Source organism: Mucilaginibacter sp. KACC 22773 (assembly GCF_028736215.1).
Lineage (GTDB): Bacteria > Bacteroidota > Bacteroidia > Sphingobacteriales > Sphingobacteriaceae > Mucilaginibacter.
In genome coordinates this window covers 7,454,808-7,480,580 of record NZ_CP117883.1, presented here as the reverse complement: position 1 = coordinate 7,480,580, position 25,773 = coordinate 7,454,808, and the positions used below count along the sequence as shown (strand labels likewise).

The following is a 25,773-nucleotide window of genomic DNA, read 5'->3' as shown; positions in this document are numbered from 1 at the left end:
GGCCCTATCCTGAGCAGATGGGGCCTTGTTATATACTGTAGAATAAAAATTTAATGATTATTAACTAATCAGCACCTTGCTGATTACCTTTTCCAATTCTTCCAGGTCAAACGGTTTGGCAAGATAAGTTTGGGCACCGGCATTGCTGGCCAGGATCTGGATATCGCTATTGGCCGAAAAGTAAATTACCGGGATGTTTTTTAATGCTTCCGATTTCTTTAACGTTTGGGTGGCAATAATGCCACCAGCATCTGGAATCCAGTTATCCATAAGTATAACATCCGGTAAAACACCAGATACTTTTTCCGTTATATTATTGCAATCAGTGAAGGTAAAAACTTCCCAGCCTTGCTCTTCTAAAATATAACTACATATAGAAAGGATGTCTTCGTCATCATCAAAAATGATGATCTTTTTATTCGGGTCTCTCATGCGGATAGTGCAAGTGAAAATATAGCTTATTTTTAATAAAAGCAAATAAATTTAGGTTCTAATTAAATGGTGCTTTTCCGGGTCTTTAACTCGCCCTTTCAAATACACGTTTCTTGTCAGATTAACAGTTCAGACCTTTGTATCCGTGTTCTCTGAAGTCTTTGTGTACCAAATACACGTAAATTGTTGGTTACTTAATAATTTATGCCTTTATATACCAAAAACAATAATAAATTTACTCAACCAATTGCCTTCCGGCCTTTTTTCCTGTTTTGGATTATGTATAACCCGTTAAATATTTGTTTGATGAATAAGCATGTCATTTCGTTTTTATCGGCGGCAGCGCTGATGTGTACCGCTACCATAGCATCAGCTCAAAAAACAACAGCGGCCAGTGTTTGGCTTACTAAAGCCGATAGGTCGGCATTGTTTGCCAGGCAAAAAGAAACGCAGGAGTTTAAAACAGGGGGCAAGCCCAATGAAATTACCATTACGGTGAATGACAAGCAAACTTACCAGCCCATTGATGGTTTTGGCTTCGCGCTTACCGGCGGCAGCGCCATGCACATCATCCGCATGAATGCCGATAGCCGCGCCGCGCTGTTAAAAAACTTGTTTGCCTTTAATGACAACAACATTGGCGTAAGCTATTTGCGGTTGAGCATAGGCGCATCTGATTTAAATGAAAAAGTTTTCTCGTACGATGACATGCCCGCCGGCCAAACCGACCCCACATTAAAACATTTTGACCTTGGCCCCGATAAGCAGGACGTAATACCGGTGATGAAACAAATACTGGCCATTAACCCCTCAATAAAAATATTGGGTTCGCCATGGTCGCCCCCGGCATGGATGAAAACCAACAACGATACCCGCGGCGGCAGGTTAAAGCCCGAATATTGGGGTACCTATGCTAAATACCTGGTAAAATATATACAGGGGATGAAGGCGCAGGGCATAAACATAGATGCCATTACCGTACAAAACGAGCCTTTACATCCCGGCAACAATCCCAGCTTACTGCTGGTTGCCCCTGATGAAGGTGCTTTTATTAAAAACAACTTAGGCCCTGCCTTTAAGGCAGCAGGCATCAAAACAAAAATTATTTTGTACGATCATAACTGCGACCGGCCCGACTACCCAATTTCGATACTAAACGACAAAGCGGCAGCAAAATATATTGATGGCTCGGGTTTTCACTTATATGGCGGCGATATCAGCGCCCTAAGCACCGTTCACTACGCCCACCCGGAAAAGAACGTTTACTTTACCGAGCAGATGGTGGTTGAGCCCGAAAACGAATCGACCATTGATATGAGGTGGCCGCTAAAGCACCTGATTATTGGCGCAACCCGCAACTGGAGCCGCAACGTACTGGAATGGAACCTGGCCGCCGACCAGGATTATAAACCTTATACCGATAGGGGCGGATGCCCATCGTGCCAGGGCGCGGTTACCATCAACAAAAATGAGGTGAAAAAAAACGTGGCTTATTATACCATTGCGCATGCATCAAAATTTGTGAGGCCCGGTTCGGTGCGCATAGCATCAAACAACCTGGATAAATTGCCAAACGTGGCTTTTAAAACTCCCGATGGCAAAAAGGTTTTAATTGTGGCCAATACCAGCGACGCCGCACAGGATTTTGATATCAGCTACGCCGGCAAAACACTTGCCGCACATTTAGATAAAGGATCTGTTGGTACTTATACATGGTAGAATTAGAATCAAGAATTAAGACATGACAAAGAAAAAAACAGGTAACAGCCTTTTGCGCTTATCTTGACTCTTGGCTCTCTTAAAATAAACGTTTATAATAATCGCTAATAACATGTTAACAAAATCTGTTAAAAATATATTTTCTTTTAAGAGCCTGTTGGTATTGGCCGCGGCCTCTTTTATATCGGTACAAAGCCAGGCACAACAGGGTTTTTTAAAGACTGACGGTAAAAAGATAACCGACGAAAAAGGCAAAAATGTGCTGCTGCGCGGCATGGGTCTTGGCGGCTGGATGCTGCAGGAGGGTTACATGCTGCATGTAACCAAAGATAGCCGCCAATACCGCATCCGCGAGCGGCTGGAGGAGCTGATGGGCCCGGTAGAAACCAAAGAGTTTTACGATACCTGGCTGGCCAACAACACCCGCAAAATTGATGTGGATTCGATGCATCGATGGGGCTTTAACTCGGTTAGGCTGCCCATGCATTATAACCTGTATACGCTCCCTATAGAAAAAGAACCCGTTGCCGGAAAAAATACCTGGATAGACAAAGGCTTTAAAATGACCGACCACCTGCTGGCCTGGTGTAAGGCCAATCATATGTATCTGATACTTGATTTGCATGCCACACCGGGCGGCCAGGGCAATGATCTGAACATATCCGACAGGAATACCGATAACCCCTCGTTGTGGGATAGCGAGGCTAACAAGCAAAAAATGATTGCCCTTTGGCATAAACTTGCCGACAGGTATAAAAACGAGCCCAACATAGCCGGTTATGACATTATTAACGAACCCAACTTTGGCTTTGATGACCCGGCGAATGATAAAAATGGCCTGAAGGAAAAAACCAATGCTCCGCTAAGAAAATTGATGGTTGATATTACAACGGCGATACGCCAGGTTGATAAAAAGCACATTATTATTATTGAAGGTAATGGCTGGGGCAACAACTACAACGGCATTTTGCCGGCCTGGGATAAAAACATGGTGCTTAGCTTTCACAAATACTGGAACTATAACGACCAAAAATCGGTAGAACATATTGTAAAAACACGCGACCAGTACAACATACCCGTGTGGCTTGGCGAAACGGGCGAAAACTCCAACGTGTGGCTAACCGAAGCCATTGGCCTGTTAGAGAAAAATAACATTGGCTGGGCGCTTTGGCCGTTGAAAAAGATGGGGAATAATAACCCTATCGAGATACCATCGAACCCGAATTATGACGATGTTACCAACTACCTGAATACCGGCCGGAACAAGCCCAAGGAAAGCAATGTTTACAGCGGTACTTTAGAAATGGCCACTTATGCCAAACTGGAAAACGCCATTATTCACCATGATGTAATAGATGCTATTTTCAGGCAGCCCCACACCACAGCAACCAAACCGTTTAAGGCCAATAAGATTACCAATGGCACTATCATCAACGCGGTAGATTATGACCTGGGCCGCAACGGCTACGCCTATTTTGATACCGATACTGCCGACTATCACGTATCAACCGGTAAATACGGCAAAGGCAACAATGGGCACATGTATCGTAACGATGGGGTAGATATCGCTAAAGATTCTGCCGCCTACAATAGTTATTATGTAACCGATATTGAAAAAGGCGAATGGCTGCAATACACACTGAAAACCACGGCATCCGGCAGCTACACCGTAAAGCTTAAAGTAGCGGCAGCAGCCGATGATGGCAAAATAACCCTAAATGTTAATGGAGCCACTCAAGCTATCAATGTACCCGCCACAGGCGGCTTTAAAAAATGGCAGGTTATTGAGCTGAAAAATATCCGATTAAAAGCCGGTATTAATAAAGTTAGAATTTATGTGGATATGGGAGGCTTTAACCTGCATTGGATGAAGTTTGATAAGGAGAAATAATAGAGTATCAGCTTAAAATCCGGGCCAATTCTTTAATAAGAGTTGGCCCGGAACTTTTTACAAGGCAGGTAATGGCCACACTTGACAGGACATAACTGAAAAGAATAAGCACTAAAAATTTGGCGTACATACATATTGATACTTTTACTTTTTAACACTCACCTCGGTAATGGCCGTTCTGCGGGTGGCAGTATAAACAACACCGTTTACCATTTCGTACCCGGTAGAAACACTTTGCGAATAGCGTTTTAAAATAATGCCGGTGAGGTTGTCTATCAATATTGATCCGTTAATGCGGCTATTTAAATTGCCGCCTAAAACAGATGTTTTATAGGTTATTGTGGTAGTACGCCCGCTTACAGCGTAAATAGTATAACTGGTTTCGGCAGCTTTGGTGGCGTCTGTCCACGTGTAACCTTTTTTTAGTGCTGGGTTTACAGGGAAGTCGACCATAAACTGCAGGGTGCTGCCGGGTAATAACCGCTCGGGCTGGATGCCGGTGAACGACAACAGCGTATCATCTACCGATACAGGGCGTTTTAAATTCAATACTTCGCCTTTATGATTTACCGTAACCATTGGCCGGGTATTTACCATTTTTTGCAAACCTGCATGGATAATAGAATTTGGATCGCCTGGCCTGGCCGAATTATATACCAGGTTTTGATCCATCGCATTTACGGTATCAATCAACTTATCGGTTATGATGGTAACGGAGGCGTTCTTTTCGGTTGCATCTATTACTTTGTAGGTTTTTACAATGTTTGAAATCGAACCGACACGTAGCGTTTGACCGCCCCGTTGTAAAACACAATTTGATTTGGTGATAACCTGCCGTTGAAATTCATCGCCTATTTTAAATCTAATCTGCGCACAGGTAACACTGCCAATAAATGTTAGTGTTATAATTAATATATGTTTTAAATATACCATGATTGCTATCTGGCCTATTACTAAGCCAGCCTGTTTTATTTTTTAACTGATTTAGATTTAACTTTTTTTGCGCCTTTTATACTACCTGTCCTGCCTTCTTTTACGGTCGCGGTAATCAGCTTAAAATTGGCATTTTCAGGAATCCCCGGGCTGGGCCAAGGTTCTAATCCGCCCCCGTTTGCCGGCGGGTTAGGCATGGCGGGGGTAAGTACCTCGGGCATAGCCGGCATGGATATGTTTGCAGGCACTGGCTGGCCCGAAGGTATCGGCTCGGCAGGCAAAGTGGGCAATTCGGGCGATGCAGGTATCGGCAGCTCGGGAATTGATGTTACCGGTAAATCACGCAGGGATTGTTTTGGCAACCCGGGAGTTTCGGGCGCTCCGGGCATAGGAATTTCGGGCAGGTTGGCCCCAATACCCAATATAGTTGGCTGATCGGGCGTATTTACCACCGGCGACACCGTTGAAACAGCGGCCAAAACCGGCATTTGCACGGGAGGCGCCGGCGGTAACGAAACCGGAGGAATATCGCTCAGGCTAAGCGCAACGGGTTTATCCAACGGAGGCTTACCATTGGTGCCCCCTTTTACCTGGGTACCAGGATGTAAGGGTGGTGGTACAGGCGGCGGTACGTTCCAATCGGACTGATTGGTTCTGCTTTGGGCTATCACCTGGTTTAGGCAGCAGGCAATGGTTATAATAGTAAAAACCAAGGCCATCAGCATTTTGCTGCGGACTTTGATTTTCCTTGTTTTTTTGATCAGGTATGTTTCCATTAAATGACTATCTTTTTTATAAAAGCTGTTAGCTTGTTATAAAATGATTGATTATGTTTTGTTGAAATATATAATGTAAGTTGTTGGTCCTTTTATTGGTTTGCACCCAGCGTAGGCAATCCATATTAAAGTTAGCTTTTTTTAACTTATTAGCACTCAAAATCAGCAGTAACAAACGCTTTCGGAGTTACGCTGCCAAGCCGCCTTTTCTGTTTTCCTTTTCATCGTACTAATTATTTGTAAATCTACACTTTATTGACTCTCCCAAAAATACCAATTGCTTTGTATTGTGTGCTTTTTTTTAACTCTATAAAATTGTGGTATGCAAAACTTAATAAATATCGCCGGCAGTTGCAGGCTGTATTTATAGGTTGCTAAATCAATTTGTTTCACCTAAAATTAAGGGATATGACAACCATTTTAGAATATTTAGCTTATTGTACCCCAGTTGTATTTGTAGTGTTATCACGGTTATACAACCTGAAATTTAACAGGTTGCGCGGTACAGGCAAGATACCCGATATAGAGGGGGCGAAGCGAAGGCAAACACTGTTTTCGGTATTGGCCATATTATCGGCATTACTGGTAGTTATTATACAATCGCAGTTTTTTTTTCGAGGCTTATAATTACTATCTTTAACTGGGGGCATACACCCGGGATATGAAATACTTGTTTTTGCTTTTGTTTCTTTCAATTATCCTTCCGTGTTCCGGTCAGAATATTGATAGTTTAAGAAAAATAGTGGTTGGTAATTTACCAGCCACTATGCGCTTAACCGCCGCCGAAAAAACTGTGGCTTATCTGACCGCAAAAAATACAGAAGAAATTTTGCCTGTTGCCCGGATAGGGCTAAATCTTGCTATGATGCTTCATGATAAAAAAGTAACCGGTTTAATGCTAAGAAGCATAGCTGCAATTTATTTTTTTAAAGGCAATTATGATTCTACAGCCCATTATTGCGATAAGGCGGCGAATGTGTTGGCGGCCATAAACCAGCAGCATGTTTTGGCCGATGACTATATGCGGTTGGCAGAGGTGTATGCCAGGCAAAAAAATTACGATAAGGCCATTAGTCTTTACAACGCGGCGATAGACCTGGCACCCAAAACAGGCACTCGCCAAACGCTGATGTTTGCCTTAAGCGGCCTTGGCCGGCTGTATGAAGCCAGGCAAAATTACCAGGAGGCGCTAAATTATTACAAGCAATCTTTTGACATCGGCGATTCGATTGATTTTGTAAAAAAAGCGAAGGCAAATACCTCTGAAGCTTACAGCCATAGTTTTATGGGCGATGTTTTGGGGAGCATGAAACAAAAAAACATCCAGGTGCCCGACATTTTAAAAACGATAGAAACTAAAAAAGCATTAAGTGATACCCTTGCGCTTACCATTAATTATTTTAACCTGGGCCAGTTATATAAAAGCAAAAAGATGTATCCTCAGGCGCTGGATGCTTTGCAAAATTGTTTGCAATACGCAACACAGATAAATTATACCGACATGCAAAACAGTGCTGTTAACGAGATAGCCGATTTGTATGGGCAAATGGGCAATTACAAACAATCGCTTTTTTATTTAAAAAAGCATGCCGCATTAAGTACTACAAAAAACTCAAAAACCATTGATGAACTACAAACCAGGTACGAAATAACACAGCGGGAAGACCAGCTGCTGAAACAGCAGTTTGAAATAACCAAACGCAATTACTGGATGGTAGGCATCATTGTTTTTGTATTGCTGATACTTTTGATAGTTTTTATTTTTTATAAGCAAGCGCAGCTAAAGCAACGCAACGCGGCTATGCAGGCTATTATTGAAACTGAAGAAAGCGAGCGCAGGCGAATTGCGCAGGATTTGCACGATAGCGTAAGCCAAACCATGTCGGCAGCAAAAATTAACTTAACGGTTATTGGCGGCGAGCTGCCTTTTGTAAATGAAGATCAGCGAAAGCGATTTGAAAAGGCGATAAACCTGGTTGATTATGGCTTTAGGGAAGTACGAACAATATCGCACAATATGATGCCCTGGGCGCTTCATAAAACAGGCCTTGCACAGGTTGTTAAACAGTTTATTGAGAATATTGAAAACAATACTATAGCCATAAATTTTTACAGCAAAGGCTTTGATGCCCCGTTTGATGATACCATCGAAATTATTTTGTACCGGGTTTTACAGGAAAGTGTGAACAATGTAATGAAGCACGCCAATGCAAGCCGGCTTGATATTTCGTTGATAAGGGATGAGACAAATATCAGCCTTACTATTGAAGATAACGGCCTGGGCTTTGATGCTGCCAGCTCCGAAACCCCGGGTGGAATGGGGCTGAACAACCTGCGGTCGCGAATTAATTTTTTGAAGGGTAAAGTCGAACTTGATTCACAGGTAGGCAGGGGTACGCTGGTATCGGTATATGTACCGGTTACAGGTAAGCCGTTATAAGTTTACCTGGATGCTGCCACCTTAAATGCAGTTAGCCCCGGGGCAATAGTCTAAAAAAGTTCTAAACCGGCGGAAAAAGTGCTGTACTACAGAAACTGTTGATTAAGTAGCTATGCCGATATATGGTTATCCCTAACCATCTTTTCCAGTGCCGAAATCCATGTTGGTGAATCGTTCAGGCTTTCTACCAGCTGTACGCGTTCGCCGCCAAGGGCTTTAAACTCGTCGCCATACTCGGTGGTTACTTCATAAACGGTTTCCAGGCAATCGGCCACAAAGGCTGGGCAAAACACCAGCAGGCTTTTTTTGCCGGCTTTGGCCAGGTTGGCTACAATTTCGCTGGTGTATGGTTGTACCCATGGGTCGTTACCCAGGCGCGATTGAAAACAGACGGTATATTTTTCTGTGGGGATATTCAGTTTTTCGGCAATCAGTTTTGCCGTATGGTACGATTGGGCCGAATAGCAAAATTTATTGGCATCGGTAATTGTTTCGCAACATTTATCGACTTTTAGGCAGTGTTTGTGGGTATGGTCGGCTTTAATCAATTGCCTTTGCGGTAGGCCGTGAAAACTGAACAGCACATGGTCAAACTTTTCGGGTTCGTATTTGGCGCCGTTTTCGGCAAAGGTGGCAATCATCAGTTCATTGTCATGAAACGAGTTCACAAATGATATGGTAGGTTTGGTTGGCCACAGCATCAGCAATTCCATCACCTTATCATAAACAGATCCTGTACTGGCCGACGCATATTGAGGGAAAAGGGCTATCACCTGGATATCATCAACCAATGCATCCTTCAGCCTGTTCAAAGCCGATTCGATAGTTGGGTTTTGGTAACGCATTGCCAACTCAACAACATACTCGTCGCCCAGGCGTTGCTTTAAAGCTTCCTGTTGTAAAATACTGTAGTGCATCAGCGGCGACCCGGTAGTGTCGCTCCAGATAGCCCGGTATAACTTGGCTGATTTTGGCGCGCGGAACGGAACAATTATCCCACGAACCAGTAAGGTACGTAGCACAGGGTTAATATCAATAACCCGCGGATCCATCAAAAATTCATTGAGGTAGGTACGCACATCAGCTGTCGACGCGCTGTTTGGTGTACCTAAGTTGACTAATAAAACACCTTTTTTGCCCATAATTTTCAGTGTGCGAAATTAAGAATTTTTGGCCCGGCAAAGGGGTATGGGATAAATAAATTACAAAAGGGTAACAGGAAGAGAATCAAGAATCAAGAGTTACGACCGGCTACTGTTTGGCGGCGAAGCAAAAAAGGATTTAGAACTAACAACCAAGAGTCAAGGCACCTTTAGTTTTGGTGGCGAAACAAAGAAGACGTTTAAGAGCCAAGACACCTGAAAGCCTGACGCAGGGCTTGCTGGTATCAACAACATACAAGTGCAGCTATCTTGATTCTTGATTCTTAACTCCTGGCTTTACCTTCCACATCATCCACCACGGCGTTCCCGGTGAGTGATGATGCTCATAATGATAGCCAAAAAAATAGCAGCTAAAAAAGGCCAGTACGTGGTTTTTCTTTTGGCTTCGGGCAAAATATATATTATCATGTTCGCCTTTGTGGGGTTGGTAGGTGCCAAAATAGAATAACTGCAATGTGCTCATCAACGATGGCGCTACCCAAAAAAACAGCAGGTTTTGTTGGGGAATCCAAATTTTTAATAAGTTGAATAATATTGCCATTGCCACAATTTGCCATATAGAAAGATAGTTGCGGATAAACCTCACATACCAGTTCCAGAAATGGCCATTGTGGTAATCAGGATCATGATTTGTATGTACGTGGTTGTGATGCAAGTGATGCTTGGCATACAACTGTGGGTACCAGAATGCCGCGTATAAAAAAGTGCACAGGTAGCCAATTAAGTTGTTGATGCCCCGATTGGGTGATATGGTGCCATGCATGGCATCGTGCGCAGTAATAAACAAGCCGGTATATAAATGCATTTGCACCAGTACCAGGATGTAAACCAGTGGATTAGTAAAACTAAAATGCCATTGCATTAATAAAATAGCGGAAGTGGTCCAGCAACCTATTACCACCAGGGCAACCAGCAAACCAATATTGGATGGGCTTTTTTGCATGCGGATTATACAACAGCAAAAAGCGTGCTGCTAAATACTTTCAATAGCTTCTTTTACTTGTTGCATCAGCCACATAGGGGTTGATGTAGCGCCGGCAATGCCCACGGTATCATTTGGAGAAAACATAGATGGCACTAATTCGTCTGCCGACGAAATGAAATAAGTATTGGGATTATGCTTGCGGCAAACTTCAAATAGTACTTTACCGTTTGAAGATTTTTTGCCCGATACAAAAACTATCTTATCAAAACGGGCGGCAAACTTTGGCAAATCCTTATCCCGGTTTGATACCTGGCGGCAAATGGTATCATTGGCTTTAAGGTTATATCCACGGGCTATCAACTCATCCTTTACATGGTAAAACTTTTCCATGCTTTTGGTGGTCTGGCTGTACAACGTAATATTTTGCGGTAACTCCATATTGTCCAGTTCGGCAATATCCTGAAAAACCAGGGCTTCATTGTTAGTTTGCCCCTGCAGGCCAACAACCTCGGCATGGCCGTGCTTGCCAAAGATCAGGATCTTCTCGTTCGAATCATATGATGTTTTGATACGGTTTTGCAGCTTTAATACCACCGGGCACGATGCATCTATCAGGGTTATGTTGTTCTCCAAAGCGATGCGATAAGTATCCGGGGCTTCCCCGTGGGCGCGGATAAGTACTTTCTCGTTACGCAGGTTTTTCAGTTCGGCGTGCTCAATAATACGCAGGCCCTGTGCTTTCAGGCGCTCAACTTCTTCGTCGTTATGTACAATGTCGCCAAGGCAGTATAGGTAGCCATCTTCGGCCAGTATCTCTTCGGCCATATCAATGGCATAAACTACTCCGAAGCAAAAGCCCGAATCCTGATCAATAGTAACCTTTAAGTTATATGCTCCCATGGTGTTGCAAATATACCATTGATTTTGCTGATTATTTAACCGGATTTTAAAGATTAGGTTTGATTGACAGGGGTGTGGTTTTGGCGATGGACAGAACCCGGGTACCTGCGGGTTAACATATGTACAATTACATACGTAATTACTATATTTAGCTTTTTATCATACTATGCAATTTGAATTTACAGAAGAGCAACTGATGATTAAACAGGCAGCCCGTGACTTTGCCCAAACCGAATTAAAACCCGGCGTTATTGAACGGGACGAACACCAGAAATTTCCGGCCGAACAAATTAAAAAACTGGGCAAGCTTGGTTTTTTAGGAATGATGGTTGCCCCGCAATATGGCGGCAGCGGCATGGATGCCATATCATACGTGCTGGCAATTGAAGAGATCTCGAAAGTTGATGCTTCTACGGCGGTCGTCCTTTCGGTAAACAACTCGTTGGTTTGCAATGGGATCGAAAAATTTGGCAACGAGTTTCAGAAAGAAAAATATTTAGTCCCTTTGGCCAAAGGCGAAAAGATAGGTGCGTTTTGCTTATCTGAACCGGAGGCTGGCTCAGATGCTACATCGCAGCAAACTACCGCCATTGATATGGGCGACTACTATTTACTCAACGGCACCAAAAACTGGATAACTAACGGCAGTACCGCATCTACCTACCTGGTAATGGCGCAAACTAATGCCGCCAAACGGCACAATGGCATTAACGCGCTTATTGTTGAAAAAGGCATGGAGGGTTTTACCATAGGCCCCAAAGAAAATAAAATGGGAGTACGCGGTTCAGACACCCATTCTATCATGTTCAACGATGTTAAAGTACCTAAGGAAAACCGCATTGGCGACGAGGGCTTCGGATTTAAATTTGCCATGAAATTATTGGAGGGCGGCCGCATAGGTATAGCTGCGCAGGCGCTGGGAATAGCGTCTGGTGCTTACGAACTTGCTTTGCAATATTCAAAACAGCGCAAGGCCTTTGGCAAGCCCCTGGCCGACTTACAGGGCATTCAATTTAAACTTGCCGATATGGCTACCGAAATTGAAGCAGCCCGCCTGCTTTGCCTGAGGGCTGCCTGGTTAAAAGATCATAACCATCCGTACGCGCAAGCCAGTTCAATGGCCAAACTTTTTGCATCGGATATGGCCATGCGTACCACCGTTGAGGCTGTTCAAATTCATGGCGGATATGGCTTTGTAAAAGAGTACCATGTAGAGCGTATGATGCGCGATGCCAAGATAACCCAGATTTATGAAGGTACATCAGAAATTCAGCGAATTGTAATTTCGCGCGGAATATTGAAATAATCACCTGAATTTTATACTTTTGATAGTATACCAATTTTGTAGACTATTTTACATCAACATGAAAATAAAATCCATCATAGTAGCTTTATCATCTGCCCTGCTTGTGCTGACAGCAACGGCACAAACCAAACTTAAAACAGGTATATGGCGCGGGGCGCTAACAACCAAGTCGGGAAACGAAATTCCGTTCAATTTTGATGTTAAGGATACAGCGGGCAAACAACAGTTGGCTATTATTAACGGTGCCGAAAGGTTTAAGGTTACCGATGTTGATGTTGCTACAGCGGGCGATTCTGTTTTTATACATATGCCGCTTTTTAATTCAGAATTTAAACTGAAGCTGGATGGCGATAAGCTAACCGGTAACTGGATAAAGCACCTGGCGAGCCAGGATGTGTTAACGCCGTTTGCGGCTACACCCAATACTCCATGGCGTTTTTTGAAAGCGCCCGAAAAGCCGGCTTATAACGTAGGCGGCCGCTGGTCGGCCATTATTGGCGAGGGCGAAGGGGCCGATACTACCGTAGGCGAATTTAAGCAGGTTGGCGCCAAACTAACCGGAACGTTTTTAACCACCACCGGCGATTACCGCTACCTGGAAGGTATTGTGGCCGGCAATAAATTGTTCCTGTCTTGCTTTGATGGTGGCCATGCCTACACGTTTACAGCCACTATTCAGGATGATAAAACCCTTACAGATGGTAAATTTTACGCGGGCTACTCGGGTATGCAAACCTGGGCTGCTATAAAGAATGGTAATGCAAAACTCCCCGATGCATACTCATTAACCGCGCTGAAGCCAGGCTTTAAGAAAATAGATTTCGCTTTTAAAGACCTGGTAGGAAAAACAATTTCGTTGCAGGACAACCGATATAAAAACAAGGTGGTTATTGTACAGATATTAGGCTCATGGTGCCCCAACTGTATGGACGAGACCGCCTATATGGTTAACTACTACAAAAAATATCAGCCCAAAGGAGTGGAGGTTGTTGGTTTGGCCTATGAGCGCAGCAGCGATTTTGCCAAGTCGCAAAAGGCATTGCTACAGGTAAAAAATCGTTTTAATGTTCCTTACGAGTTATTAATAACCGGCTATACCAGCGATAAGGCCGAAACATCCAAAAGCCTACCCATGCTATCAAAAGTAGTGGGTTTCCCAACAACCATTATCATTGATAAAGCCGGCGATGTACGTAAAATCCACACAGGTTTTAGTGGCCCCGGTACAGGAGAGTATTATAAAGAGTTTATCAACGAGTTTGAAAAGCTGACTGACGATTTGCTGACGGAGGCCCCGGAACTCGTAAAGGGAAAGTAGCAGCAAAACAGGGCAAAAAAACTGTCATGCTGAAGAACGAAGCATCTATTCGCGAACTTTTCTATCGGTAATGCACAGCTGATAGATCCTTCGTTCCTCAAGGATGACAGGAAAATTGGAGATATCGAATATCCATCAGGGAACCTGAAACATAATGCCCGGATAGATTGACAATGGTGTGTTTGGCGATAATGTTTACGCTAATGATTCTCCTCCTCATCAATCTTATCGATAACCGAAATTGCCGCATCTTCAGCCACCCCAACTCCAAAATAGTCTTCCAGTTCTTTTAACGTTGATGAGTTGGTGGCAATATCTTTAATAATCACACCTTTTTCCATCAGCAGGATGCGGTCGCATATATCGGTGATGTGGTTAAGATCATGGCTGGATACGATAGTGGTTATACGTTGAGCCTTATTTAGCTCCTTCAGCATATTTTTTAGCCGGAATTGTGTGCTGGGGTCTATATTGGCAAAAGGTTCGTCCAACATAAGTAATTGCGGGTTTTGCAGCACGCAGGATGCAACACCTACTTTACATTGGTTGCCTTTGGATAAATCGCGGATGTACTTGCCTTTTTTGAGAATCTCGCCGTTAAAAAAATCAGATAGTTTTAGCAGGGTTTCATCAACAGTGGCTTTGCTTTGCTGGTGCAAACCGCCTATAAAGTACAGGTATTCCTCGGGGGTAAGATAATCTATCAGGAAGCCTTCATCAAGATATGATGCGGTGTAGTTTTTCCAGTTTTCATGCCCGGCTACAACTTCCCCGTTAGATAATACTTCGCCGGTTTCGGGCCGGATGAGATCCAGTATCATCCGGAACAGCGTGGTTTTGCCGGCGCCGTTATTACCTACCAGGCCAACACTTTCGCCTTTGCTGATTACCAGGTGCGGCACGTCAACTACGGTTACACCGTTATATATTTTTTTCAGGTTTTTTATTTCAATCATGGTTATTTATTTCTGAAGCCTTCGGCTATGGTATACCTTTTTTGTACAAAATCCTCTTCCAGTTTTTTGATCCAGAAGTTGCGGGTTAAAATGAATATCGCGCCTATAGCACCCAACACAGCCAGGCCCACGTTGGCGTGTTTAAACAGCGCAAAGGGCAGATAAATAATATAGGGCGTTAAAATGAGCGGGAACGATAACAACATCTGGGTTGCCCCAACCCCTTCCCAGTTAAACGAGGCACCTTTTGACAAATCAATTCGCTTGGCGTTACGGTTAGCAAAAAACAATACGATGGTTGTGTTAACACCAATGTTCCACAAATACATCACAAAATGCACCAGTAATATAGTCCACCCGAAGTAAACGTACGGCGTCGTCAGAAAAAAAGCCACGGTTGATACCAGGGTAAAAAGTAAATACTTGGCCTTCAAAAAATCGGTAAAGTTAATTTTGCTCACCAATATACCATCAAAATGCGATGCCTGCCAGCTAAACATAAACTGGCCATAATTAATGATAAAAATACCCGTCATAAACATGCCGACAAACAAGTACCAGTTTTCGCCATAATGTTTGTTGGTGTAAAAAATGAGCCCGTAAAACATAAAAAACAAGCCCATGATAAGGGCCGACCGTGGGCGTTTGTTGCGGAGGATAAGCTTTATTTCGTTGGCAGCCAAATCCCCAACCCGGCCAAAGCGCGAAAGGAACGGAATATCGGTACTGCTTTTGTATGATACCTTTTTGTGAGCGGTTAGTTCTTCCAGGTAAAGATTTTGTTTAAGATAGTGGAAGTTTAAATAATACATCACTACGGCCAGCACAAAAGGCAGCAAAGCCAGTACCGGCATGGTAATCAGGTGACCGAAGAAGGCATAGGAGATATCCCTGGTAGAGAACAGATGCCACCTGAAATCGCAGGTAATTATCAATATTAAAACGGCTGCAGCAATCAAAAACACCCAGCCGTTAAGGTTCGATTTCCGCTTGATGTACAGCGCAAGGTAATTGTTAAACACGGTAAGCCCGGCAATAGCAACAACAAAGGCAGAGCTTACCAATGCACCCGAATCGGGGCCTACTACTTTAAATACAAAAGGTAAAAACAGCACAAAAGGCCATAAATTAAAAACTGACAAAGCCGCGGTTAAGGCCAGGTAGCGCACCAGCGCGTTCCTTTTTATCGGCAGGTGTAAATAAGGCTGCACCCGTAAAGTTGGCAACTCCTGCAACTGCAGCCGCATGAGCAAATCAAACAGGAAGTAAATAAGAATGATACCGCAGAAGGCTTTAACAAGATCTTCATCCGGGAACATGCCCTCCAGCATCTTATCTAAAAGTATGCCCACTACAAGCACGTTCAAAAACAGGTAAAGGATTAAAAGCCCCATTACCACCCGGATGGCAATACTTTTCCCCGTATTTTTTGATCGCCAGAAAGCTTTTAATTCATGACCGATAAAAGTAGATACCATGTTGTGTGTTATAAGTTGTGAGTTATAATACTTAAGTCGGAAATATACGGCATTCATTCTTAAGACTCAAGACTGACAGCTTAAGACTAAAAACTAATACTTATACCTATCGCCCCAAAGTTTTTTCAACTTTTCTTTTGATTCGTTTTCGCGGGCGTTGTTACCCGGCTCATAAATTTTTGTACCCCGGATGGCATCAGGTAAAAAATCAAGGTCGGTAAAATTGCCTTCGTAACTGTGAGCGTATTTATAATCTTTACCATAGCCAATGTTTTTCATGAATTTGGTGGGTGCGTTACGCAGGTGCAGGGGTACGGGCAAATCGCCAGTTTGCTTTACCAAAGCCATAGCAGCACCGATAGCCGTTGTGGCCGAATTGCTTTTGGGCGATGTGGCCAGGTAAATTGCCGTTTGTGATAATATCAGCTGCGATTCGGGCATGCCTATTTTGTTCACCGCTTCAAAACAGCTTTGGGCCAATAACAGGGCATTAGGGTTGGCATTGCCAATATCCTCTGATGACAGGATGAGCATACGGCGGGCGATGAACAAAGGATCTTCCCCTCCTGCAATCATTCGCGCCAGCCAGTACACTGCACCGTTAGGGTCACTGCCGCGCATGGATTTAATAAAGGCCGAAATGATATCATAATGCTGCTCGCCGGTTTTATCATACAGAGCCATGTTTTGCTGTACATGCTCCAGCACAATCTCGTCGGTTAAAACTATATCAGGACTGTCAAAAGCGTTTACCAGCAGTTCGAAAATATTGAGCAGTTTGCGCGCGTCGCCGCCAGAAAGGCGCATAATAGCCTCGTGATCTTGTATGGTAATGTGCTTTTCTTTCAATACCACATCTTCCTGCATCGATTTCTCCAGCAGGTTTAGTAAATCTTCTTCGGCAAGGGGCTGTAAGATATAAACCTGGCATCGTGACAGCAAAGCCGAGATAACCTCGAAGGATGGATTCTCGGTAGTGGCGCCAATAAGCGTAACTATACCTCGCTCAACAGCGCCCAGCAATGAGTCCTGCTGCGATTTGGAAAAGCGGTGAATCTCGTCAATAAACAATATCGGCAGCGTTTGACCGCCTTGCTTTAGCAAGGATGCTTTTTCAATAACCTCCCGAACATCCTTCACCCCCGAGTTAATGGCACTGAGCGCAAAAAAAGGGCGATTTAAGGATTGTGATATGATATAAGCCAAAGTAGTTTTACCTACCCCTGGCGGCCCCCAAAACAACATGGACGGCAATGCCCCTGATTCGATGGCTTTACGCAACACCGCCCCCGGCCCAACCAGGTGTTTCTGCCCCACATAATCATCAAGCGATTTTGGGCGCATCCGTTCGGCTAATGGTGGGAGGTTGGTCATACTTTTGGATGTGCAAATTTCAGATTTCAGATGTGCAGATGATGAACTGCAAATGTTTTTGAGGATGATTATTCAAATGTGCAAAATGCTCCTGAATAAACAAAGCCCCGCCGTTTATAAACGACAGGGCTTTCATAAAGTTTTTATCTAAACAGGGATTCATCAGATTAATGGATTACCTCGATTACAGAAACGCAAGAAAATCAAAATCCGATAACTCTGACTAATCTGTTTAATCAGAGTTCAGTCAAAATCATTTTCAAATCCTCAAATTTTCAAATCCTCAAATAATTCCCTCATCTGCACATTTGAAATCTGAAATCTGCCCATCCGGCCTTAATCTACGCTAATCCGTCTTCCTGTGCGCGTTTTAGTTTCCGTTTTTCAACTACTGCTGATACCAGGATGCCAACTTCGTACAAAGCAAACAATGGGATACTTACCACGGTCATAGTCATCATATCCGGTGTTGGCGTAACTATGGCCGCAATAACCATGATGATAACTATAGCATAGCGCCTGGTTTCGCGCATAAACTTAGCAGTCAGGATACCCAGGTTTGACAGGATGTATACCAAAATTGGCAGCTCAAACACAATACCTGTTGCCAAGGTTAAGGTGGATACAGACGATAGGTACGAATCGATATCAAATAAATTCTTGATAGTTGCACTTACCGTGTAGCCCGAAAGAAAGTTAATCGACTCGGGCGTAATAACGTAGTAGCCAAATAATACACCAATGATGAATAAAGCTGTTGCATAAAACACAAAACCCGATGCAGCTTTACGCTCCTTCTCGTGCAAGGCCGGGCGGACAAAACGCCATACTTCAAACAATAAGTACGGAAAACCCAGCGTAAGGCCAATAATTAATGACGAGTTGATTTGCAGGGTAAACTGCCCGGCCATCTCGGTATTTATTAATTGGATATTTATTTTATCGATGCAAAAACCCGGGCGGTGCAAAAGGTCGCCTAATGCGCAAAGCATCCGGTACGTCCAGAAAGTTGGCTTGCTTGGCCCCATGATAATGGTGTCAAAAATCCAATCGTAAAAATAAAACACAACGCTGGTAATTACTACAATGGCTAAAGCCGATCGTATCAAATGCCATCTTAAAGCTTCCAGGTGGTCGAAGAAAGACATTTCGGCCTCCATCGTTTTACCTTTATCTTTTATGGCTTTAATTAATTTATTGTCGCTCATTGTATGTTAAATACCGCTGTATAAACGCTATTGTGCTAAGTACGTTTTATTGAATGAAGATAGTTTGAATTTAATTTACATTTCAAACGTTTCCATAAACTTGGTGGTAAAATTACCGGCCCTGAAGTTTGGATCTTTTAACAATTTTAAATGGAACGGAATGGTTGTTTTTACCCCTTCAATCACAAACTCGCTTAGGGCACGTTCCATGGTACTCAAAGCTTCGTCGCGGGTTTGGGCGCAACAAATTACTTTGGCAATCATCGAATCGTAGTTTGGCGGGATAACATAACCGGTGTATACATGAGTATCTATACGCACACCATGACCGCCTGGCGAGTGAAAGTTGGTGATTTTGCCCGGTGACGGGCGGAAGTTATTGTAAGGATCTTCGGCGTTGATACGGCACTCAATGGCATGCATGGTTGGCTCGTAATTTTTACCCGAAATCGGGATGCCCGCAGCAACCTTAATTTGCTCTTTAATCAAATCAAAGTTAATTACCTCTTCGGTAACCGGGTGCTCTACCTGTATGCGGGTATTCATCTCCATAAAGTAAAAGTTGCGGTCTTTATCAACCAAAAACTCTACGGTACCTGCACCTTCATATTTAACGGCTTTGGCTCCTTTTATAGCGGCCTCGCCCATTTTTTTACGCAGTTTCTCGGTCATGAAAGGCGAGGGCGATTCCTCAACCAGTTTCTGGTGACGGCGCTGGATAGAGCAATCGCGTTCGGACAGGTGGCAAACTTTGCCATACTGGTCGCCTACTACCTGTATTTCGATATGGCGTGGGTCCTGAACATATTTTTCAAGGTATAAGCCATCGTTACCAAAAGCAGCGCCAGATTCGGCACGGGCCGAATCCCAGGCATTTTCAAATTCTTCGTCTTTCCAAACAATGCGCATACCGCGGCCACCGCCACCGGCAGTTGCTTTTAATATTACAGGGTAACCTATTTTATTAGCTATCGCGATGCCTGACTTAATATCAGATAACAAACCATCGGAGCCAGGTACAATAGGTACGCCAGCCTTTTTCATGGTTTCTTTAGCCGAAGCTTTATCGCCCATGGAATTGATCTGATCGGCCGTAGCACCAATAAATTTGATGCCATATTCGGCGCAGATGGCCGAAAACTTGGCGTTTTCCGAAAGGAAACCATAGCCAGGATGTATCGCATCGGCATTGGTTAGCTCGGCAGCCGAAATAATGTTTGGAATATTTAAATACGAATCGCGGCTTGGTGGCGGGCCTATGCAAACGGCTTCATCAGCAAAACGTACGTGAAGGCTATCGCGGTCGGCAGTTGAATATACAGCTATGGTTTTAATACCCATCTCTTTACAGGTACGGATAATTCGCAGGGCGATCTCGCCCCGGTTAGCTATTAATATTTTTTTAAACATGGTTTCTTTGATGTGCAAATTACAAATGTGCAAATATGCAGATGAAAAATATTAATGATTGATGTTAAGTTGTGTAAACTACAAATGTGCAAATGAATTAAAAATCATCTGCACATCTGGAATCCGCACATCTGCACATCGTTATATAGGTTCTACTAAAAATAAAGGTTGGTCGTACTCTACAGGTGATGCGTTATCAACAAGTACTTTAACAATACGGCCAGATATTTCTGACTCGATTTCGTTGAAAAGCTTCATGGCTTCAATGATACAAACCACGCTGCCGGTTTTAATTTCGTCGCCAACGTTTACAAATAATGGCTTATCGGGGCTTGATGAACGGTAAAAAGTACCAATCATTGGCGATTTGATTGTCAGATACTTCGATGTATCCGGGCCTGCAGGCGGTGCTGCCGGGGCAACGGGCTCAGCTGCAACCGGTGCGGGCGGCAATGCAGCAGGGGCTGTTTGCGCCGGTATGCTGGCATGAATAACCTGCGGCTGTGTTTCGTTGGTTTTTATCGTAATCTTAAAATCCTTTTGCTCAATTGACACTTCGTTTACGCCAGATTTCGACACAAAGCGAATAAGGTCCTGAATTTGTTTAATATCCATAGTTGGGATTAATTGGTTGGGGACAAATTTTATATCTAAGTTATATTCAAATGTGCAGATTTCAGATGTGCAAATATGCGGTTTTGATGTGCAGATATGCAAATTCAAGATGTGCAGATTCTTATTTACTATTATTTATCTTATGGTAAAATTAACGTTTATTATCAGATAGATGTTTTAATTTTTTCGACTTGCTATTTCGTCGCCTACACCGTTAAAACCGGCAATTCGTTTTTTCATCTGCACATCTGAAATCTGCATATCTGCACATTTCTTTCATCTGCAAATCTAATACGCCCATCTTAAATAGATGCTGCCCCAGGTAAAGCCGCCACCAAAGGCTGCCAGTATCAGGGTATCACCTTTTTTAAATTTACTTTCCCACTCCCATAAGCATAGTGGGATGGTGCCGTTTGTTGTATTGCCGTAACGTTCAATGTTAATAATCACTTTATCATCGCTTAAGCCTGTGCGCCTTGCGGTAGCGTCGATAATACGCTTGTTGGCCTGGTGTGGTACAAGCCAGGCAACGTCCTCGCCGGTAAGGCCATTGCGTTCCATTACCTCGTGGGCCACATCGGCCATGTTGGTAACAGCAAATTTAAAAACAGCCTGCCCTTCCTGGTATGCGAAATGCTCGCGGGCATCAACTGTTTCATGCGATGCCGGTTTTACAGATCCTCCTGCCTTTTGGTGCAGGTAGGTAACCCCCGAGCCATCACTTTTTAATATAGAATCCATGATACCGTTACCTTCATCGTTTGGCTCAAGCAATACGGCGCCGCAGCCATCGCCAAAAATAATACAGGTAGCACGGTCCTGATAATTGGTTATCGACGACATTTTATCGCCACCAACCACCAATACCTTTTTGTGTTTACCACTTTCGATAAACTGTGAGCCGGTAGCCAGGCCAAAAATAAAACCCGAGCAAGCGGCAGAAAGATCATATCCCCAGGCATTTTTTGCGCCTATTTTATTAGCTAAAATATTTGCCGTAGCCGGGAAAACATAGTCTGGTGTAGTAGTACAAAAAATGATCAGGTCGAGTTCCTCGGCACCTATGCCGCGTTTTTTTAGCAGCGCCTGTACCGCCGGAACGGCCATATCAGATGTACCCAAACCTTCGCCTTTTAATATACGGCGCTCTTTAATGCCGGTACGGCTTACAATCCACTCGTCATTTGTATCAACCAATGTTTCCAGTTCCTGGTTGGTTAATACATAGTCGGGTACGTAACCATGTACAGCAGTAATAGCGGCATGAATTTTACTCATCTTTATATTTTTACTGAAAAGCTTGTTTAATTTTATCAACCAGGCCGCTCTCAACCATGTTTTTTGATAACAGCACCATGTTTTTTATGGCCTCGGGGCTTGAAATGCCATGGCCAACAACAACCGGGGCATTTACACCCAAAATGGGGCTGCCGCCATATTGCTCATAGTTAAACCTATCAAAAAACTCGTCCTTAAACTGCTTTTTACGGGTAATAACATAAAACGTCTCGGCAAGCTTTAATATTACATTACCTGTAAAACCATCGCATACAAAAACATCGGCCCCTTCGCTAAACAGGTCGCGGCCTTCAACATTACCAACAAAATTAAACAGCTTGGTTTCCTTCATTAAAGGATAGGTAGCCTGGCAAAGTATATTGCCTTTCTCTTCCTCTTCGCCTATGTTCATGAGGGCTACCCTTGGATTTTCGATAGCATATACCGATTGGGCAAATAAGCTGCCCAGTACCCCAAATTGAAGCAATACCTCGGGTTTGCAATCGGCATTGGCGCCTACATCCAACAAAATACCCAAACCTCCTTTAAGTTTGGGTACAATGGTAGTCATGGCGGGGCGCACAACGCCCGGAATAGTTTTTACACTAAACATAGAACCTACCAGCATGGCGCCGGTGTTTCCTGCCGATGAGAATGCCTGAATTTTATCTTCCTTAAGCAACTGAAAGCCAACCGAAATACTCGAATTTGGTTTTTGTACAATTGCTTTGGTAGGATGTTCGCCCATGCCAATCACTTCGGTTGTATGCACAAACTCGAAATGATCGGGGCTAACATTATTTTCCTGAAGAATAGTAACCGCAGTGTCTTTATCTCCTATCAGTACCAGTTTTTGGTCGGCAGATAAAGCCTTATAAGCTTCGATTGCTCCTAAAACAGTTGCTTTGGGAGCATAATCACCGCCCATAATATCTAAGCCAATCTTCATTTTCAGAAAATAAACTTAGGCTACTGCTGCTTTCTCAATAAGTACTTTACCGTTATAGTAAACGTTACCATCAACAGTATAAGCCCTGTGCGGTAAATGGATAGCGCCGGTAGTTTGGCAAGTGGTTAAAGTTGGAGCTTCAGCTTTGTAATGAGTTCTGCGCTTATCTCTTCTTGATTTGGATATTTTACGTTTTGGATGTGGCATGATCCTGCTATTTTATTATTTATTTATTTTTTTGAGTACATCCCACCGTGGGTCTGTATCCTCAGTTTGTTCTTCGTTTCCTGCCAGGCTGTTTAGCCTGTCAAGCATTTCTTTATCGCAATATGAGGTGTTACCCTCGTCGTTACATACCGATATAAATGGCATGGCAACGTTAATGTATTCATATATCAGCCCGGCAATATTAATCTCATGATCATTTTTGCTCAGGGTAATAATTTCGTCATCTTCATCAATCGGCTCCTCGCTAAACTTGGCAATTTGCTGTTCGGTTATATCCAGCGTTTGCGGATATTGGGCCAAACATCTATCGCAGCTTGCATCAACGGTGCCTTTAATGTCAAAGTTCAGGATAATCATTGTCTCCTGTTTATCCAGCTCAACAACGCACTGCAAGTTAGCCTTTTTAACCAGCGAATATTCAAATTCGTCAAAAAAAGCATCATCAACAGTAAAATCAAACCGGTGTTTCCCCAGTTTTAATCCCGTAAAAGGAATCGAATATGTTCTAAGCGATTTCAATGAGCAACAATTAGCCCGCAAATGTATGGAAAAATACCATAACTGGAAAGTGTTTTTGAAAAAAGGCTAAAGGCTAATGATGAAAGGTAAAGGGCCGGTAATATAATACCGAACGCCGGGTATTAACATGGATTGATGAATGGCAATGAAGCTGTAAAAATGGCCGGTCAAATTGGTCCGCCGAAAGCTTTTGATTGCGACCCCGTTATTGTTTTGGCCTCTTTGAGGGCTTCGCCATTTAAAAACTTCGGAAGTCCGGAATTTTCCAGCCTTTTCATGGGTACAAATAAAAAGGGGAATGACGTTATAAAGATGGCCGTTATGCTGAGTGGTAAAATCTCGCGATATTCTGAAGGGAGAATGAGGTACCGGCGAAAGACTTACGAAGTTTTCAAAACTTCGTAAGTCTGGGATTCTACAACATGTCATAGGTAGCTCGTCGAAGCATTGCGGGCAAAGGCTTCTCCACGCGAGTCTTCGGCAGGCTCAGATTGATAGGCCGGCCCACTTGAAAATGTAACAGGTTATAGGTAATTTATGAGTATACCACGTTAAAAATCCTGTTAATCCTGCAAAATCCTTTAATCGTGTTTTGTTATTGCCGGGCTTTCAAAACCAAGCTTTGTTAAGCCGTGTTGCACATCGGGATTGCTCATGAATAGTTTCCAGAGCAGGCCGGTACGATAGTTTTCAATCATCACCACAATAGGGCCCTGGTCAATGGCCAGGTATGATTTGCCGTACCAGTTATGCTGTTCGCTGAAGGCGTCGGTAAAGCCATATTCGCCCCAGATCTTATCGCCCAGGTCATAATAAAAATGGCGCAGGGCCTTCATGGATTGTTCCGGTGTGTACGGAAATGCGGATAGTGCCGCGGTTGGCGTTATCACCCCCAAATCGTTTGTTGGCGAGTGGGCGTTATAGCCTTCAAAATTATCGCTGGCGGTAAGTCCCCAGCAGTCGGGGCCATAGCCTTTGAATTTTTTTGGGTTATCTACGCAGTAGGCATAATTTATTAGCGTATGGTTTTTATTTTGCTCCCAATAATCGGCATACTGATCTTTTAGACCTTTAGGATTTAAACCCATAAAGGAGTATTGCGAAAAGAAAAGCGGGCCGCCGTAATCAAAACCCAAAGGCAGTTTATAACCATAAAAAGTTTTTCCGTTTTTAAAAAAATCGCTTTGCGCCCAGCCCTGGGTGTATACGTTTGCACCTACAGGGTAGCGTTGTGCCGATGCCGCCAATACGTACGTTATAAGGCACTCATTAAAGCCATGGATGGCAAAGTTCATGGCCCAGCCGTTATTGGGGCTCCAGTGCCAGTAAAGGGCGTCACGGCCATCCCGGGTATACCAGTCCCACTCCATTTCGCCCCACATCCAGCTAATCACATCGCGGATGCGCTGCTCTTTCGGGGTATTGGCAGTAAAGTATTGTTTAGCGCAAATCAGCCCCTGGAAAAGGTAAGCCGATTCCACAATGTCGCCGCCGTCATCTTTACGCCCAAAAGGTATCACCTTGCCTGTTTCGCCGTTCATCCAATGCGGAAACGCGCCGTGGAAGGAGTTGGCCTTAAACAGGAAGTTTACAATCTTCACCATCCGGTCAACAGCCTGTTCATGGCTTATCCATTTGCGGCTATCGGCCACAATAAGGGCCATTACCCCAAAACCCGAGCCGCCAGTGGTTACCACTTCGTCGCCGTAATCAAATGATTTGTTGCTGCGCTCGCGGGCGAGGCCGCTTACAGGGTGGCCAAAATCCCAAAAGTAACGGAATGTTTGGCGTTGCACCACATCAAGCAATGCGCTATCGCTTAGGTTTTTGATAATGCCTATAGGTTTAATGCCATCTTCGCCGGTTTTTTTTGCCTGTTTTTGAGCCAAAGAGCATAGGGTAAGCAGTAACAATAAAGGGGTTAATATAAATTTATTCATGTAAAATGGTATTAA

Annotated in this window: 23 protein-coding genes; 6 read left to right on the top strand and 17 right to left on the bottom strand. The window is 43.7% G+C overall.

Annotated elements, in window-relative coordinates; all coding sequences use genetic code 11:
- Window positions 1-60: 60 nt before the first annotated feature.
- Entirely contained in the window at window positions 61-432 is a 372-nt protein-coding gene (locus PQ469_RS31065) for a response regulator (RefSeq protein WP_090652108.1), read from the bottom strand.
- A 306-nt stretch (window positions 433-738) separates the two neighbouring features.
- Here PQ469_RS31065 and PQ469_RS31060 point away from each other — a divergent pair, with 306 nt between their 5' ends.
- Complete coding sequence (locus tag PQ469_RS31060) at window positions 739-2,151, top strand: glycoside hydrolase family 30 protein (RefSeq protein ID WP_274211112.1); 1,413 nt, start codon at window positions 739-741, stop codon at window positions 2,149-2,151.
- A gap of 112 nt (window positions 2,152-2,263) precedes the next feature.
- Entirely contained in the window at window positions 2,264-4,042 is a 1,779-nt protein-coding gene (locus tag PQ469_RS31055; RefSeq protein WP_274211111.1) for a cellulase family glycosylhydrolase, read from the top strand.
- Between the two features lie 144 nt (window positions 4,043-4,186).
- On the opposite strand, the gene PQ469_RS31050 is transcribed toward PQ469_RS31055, so the two are convergent.
- Both PQ469_RS31050 and PQ469_RS31045 read right to left on the bottom strand, forming a co-directional pair.
- Window positions 4,187-4,975, bottom strand: coding sequence for a hypothetical protein (locus tag PQ469_RS31050; RefSeq protein ID WP_090652106.1), 789 nt, complete (start codon window positions 4,973-4,975; stop codon window positions 4,187-4,189).
- A gap of 35 nt (window positions 4,976-5,010) precedes the next feature.
- Window positions 5,011-5,751, bottom strand: a complete 741-nt coding sequence (locus PQ469_RS31045) for a hypothetical protein (RefSeq protein WP_274211110.1) — start codon at window positions 5,749-5,751, stop codon at window positions 5,011-5,013.
- A gap of 408 nt (window positions 5,752-6,159) precedes the next feature.
- Here PQ469_RS31045 and PQ469_RS31040 point away from each other — a divergent pair, with 408 nt between their 5' ends.
- On the top strand, window positions 6,160-6,378 hold the full coding sequence (locus tag PQ469_RS31040; protein ID WP_274211109.1) for a hypothetical protein: 219 nt from the start codon (window positions 6,160-6,162) through the stop codon (window positions 6,376-6,378).
- A gap of 139 nt (window positions 6,379-6,517) precedes the next feature.
- The gene (locus PQ469_RS31035) at window positions 6,518-8,191 is read left to right on the top strand and encodes a tetratricopeptide repeat-containing sensor histidine kinase (protein ID WP_274211108.1); all 1,674 of its coding nucleotides are present in this window, start codon (window positions 6,518-6,520) and stop codon (window positions 8,189-8,191) included.
- A gap of 110 nt (window positions 8,192-8,301) precedes the next feature.
- Here the strand turns inward: PQ469_RS31035 and hemH are convergent, their stop codons facing one another.
- The 3 genes from hemH to PQ469_RS31020 all read right to left on the bottom strand — a co-directional run bounded on the left by hemH (window position 8,302) and on the right by PQ469_RS31020 (window position 11,179).
- Complete coding sequence (gene hemH, locus PQ469_RS31030; protein ID WP_274211107.1) at window positions 8,302-9,333, bottom strand: ferrochelatase; 1,032 nt, start codon at window positions 9,331-9,333, stop codon at window positions 8,302-8,304.
- A gap of 265 nt (window positions 9,334-9,598) precedes the next feature.
- Window positions 9,599-10,297, bottom strand: coding sequence for a fatty acid desaturase (locus tag PQ469_RS31025; protein WP_274211106.1), 699 nt, complete (start codon window positions 10,295-10,297; stop codon window positions 9,599-9,601).
- A gap of 30 nt (window positions 10,298-10,327) precedes the next feature.
- Entirely contained in the window at window positions 10,328-11,179 is an 852-nt protein-coding gene (locus PQ469_RS31020) for a 4-hydroxy-3-methylbut-2-enyl diphosphate reductase (RefSeq protein WP_274211105.1), read from the bottom strand.
- Between the two features lie 166 nt (window positions 11,180-11,345).
- Between PQ469_RS31020 and PQ469_RS31015 the strand changes: the two genes are divergently transcribed.
- On the top strand, window positions 11,346-12,485 hold the full coding sequence (locus PQ469_RS31015; RefSeq protein ID WP_274211104.1) for an acyl-CoA dehydrogenase: 1,140 nt from the start codon (window positions 11,346-11,348) through the stop codon (window positions 12,483-12,485).
- A gap of 58 nt (window positions 12,486-12,543) precedes the next feature.
- The gene (locus PQ469_RS31010) at window positions 12,544-13,803 is read left to right on the top strand and encodes a peroxiredoxin family protein (protein WP_274211103.1); all 1,260 of its coding nucleotides are present in this window, start codon (window positions 12,544-12,546) and stop codon (window positions 13,801-13,803) included.
- A 200-nt stretch (window positions 13,804-14,003) separates the two neighbouring features.
- On the opposite strand, the gene PQ469_RS31005 is transcribed toward PQ469_RS31010, so the two are convergent.
- From PQ469_RS31005 to PQ469_RS30955, 11 genes are all read right to left on the bottom strand, one after another.
- Window positions 14,004-14,759, bottom strand: coding sequence for an ABC transporter ATP-binding protein (locus PQ469_RS31005; protein WP_274211102.1), 756 nt, complete (start codon window positions 14,757-14,759; stop codon window positions 14,004-14,006).
- Window positions 14,760-14,761: 2 nt separating this feature from the next.
- A complete protein-coding gene (locus PQ469_RS31000; RefSeq protein WP_274211101.1) occupies window positions 14,762-16,237 on the bottom strand; it encodes a DUF5687 family protein in 1,476 nt (491 codons plus the stop codon).
- 93 nt (window positions 16,238-16,330) lie between these two features.
- Window positions 16,331-17,611, bottom strand: a complete 1,281-nt coding sequence (locus tag PQ469_RS30995) for a replication-associated recombination protein A (protein ID WP_274211100.1) — start codon at window positions 17,609-17,611, stop codon at window positions 16,331-16,333.
- Window positions 17,612-17,952: 341 nt separating this feature from the next.
- Window positions 17,953-18,819 carry a twin-arginine translocase subunit TatC gene (gene tatC / locus PQ469_RS30990; RefSeq protein ID WP_090652094.1) on the bottom strand — a complete coding sequence of 289 codons (867 nt, stop codon included), beginning with the start codon at window positions 18,817-18,819 and terminating at the stop codon, window positions 17,953-17,955.
- Window positions 18,820-18,894: 75 nt separating this feature from the next.
- Entirely contained in the window at window positions 18,895-20,229 is a 1,335-nt protein-coding gene (gene accC / locus PQ469_RS30985; RefSeq protein WP_274211099.1) for an acetyl-CoA carboxylase biotin carboxylase subunit, read from the bottom strand.
- Window positions 20,230-20,370: 141 nt separating this feature from the next.
- The gene (gene accB, locus PQ469_RS30980; RefSeq protein WP_274211098.1) at window positions 20,371-20,844 is read right to left on the bottom strand and encodes an acetyl-CoA carboxylase biotin carboxyl carrier protein; all 474 of its coding nucleotides are present in this window, start codon (window positions 20,842-20,844) and stop codon (window positions 20,371-20,373) included.
- Window positions 20,845-21,132: 288 nt separating this feature from the next.
- Complete coding sequence (locus tag PQ469_RS30975; protein WP_090652245.1) at window positions 21,133-22,122, bottom strand: beta-ketoacyl-ACP synthase III; 990 nt, start codon at window positions 22,120-22,122, stop codon at window positions 21,133-21,135.
- Between the two features lie 10 nt (window positions 22,123-22,132).
- A complete protein-coding gene (gene plsX / locus PQ469_RS30970; protein ID WP_274211097.1) occupies window positions 22,133-23,071 on the bottom strand; it encodes a phosphate acyltransferase PlsX in 939 nt (312 codons plus the stop codon).
- A 15-nt stretch (window positions 23,072-23,086) separates the two neighbouring features.
- The gene (gene rpmF, locus PQ469_RS30965; RefSeq protein ID WP_090652090.1) at window positions 23,087-23,278 is read right to left on the bottom strand and encodes a 50S ribosomal protein L32; all 192 of its coding nucleotides are present in this window, start codon (window positions 23,276-23,278) and stop codon (window positions 23,087-23,089) included.
- 15 nt (window positions 23,279-23,293) lie between these two features.
- The gene (locus tag PQ469_RS30960) at window positions 23,294-23,818 is read right to left on the bottom strand and encodes a YceD family protein (protein WP_274211096.1); all 525 of its coding nucleotides are present in this window, start codon (window positions 23,816-23,818) and stop codon (window positions 23,294-23,296) included.
- A 581-nt stretch (window positions 23,819-24,399) separates the two neighbouring features.
- Window positions 24,400-25,758: a glucoamylase family protein gene (locus tag PQ469_RS30955; RefSeq protein ID WP_274211095.1), complete on the bottom strand. Its 1,359-nt coding sequence runs from the start codon at window positions 25,756-25,758 to the stop codon at window positions 24,400-24,402.
- Window positions 25,759-25,773: the final 15 nt, after the last annotated feature.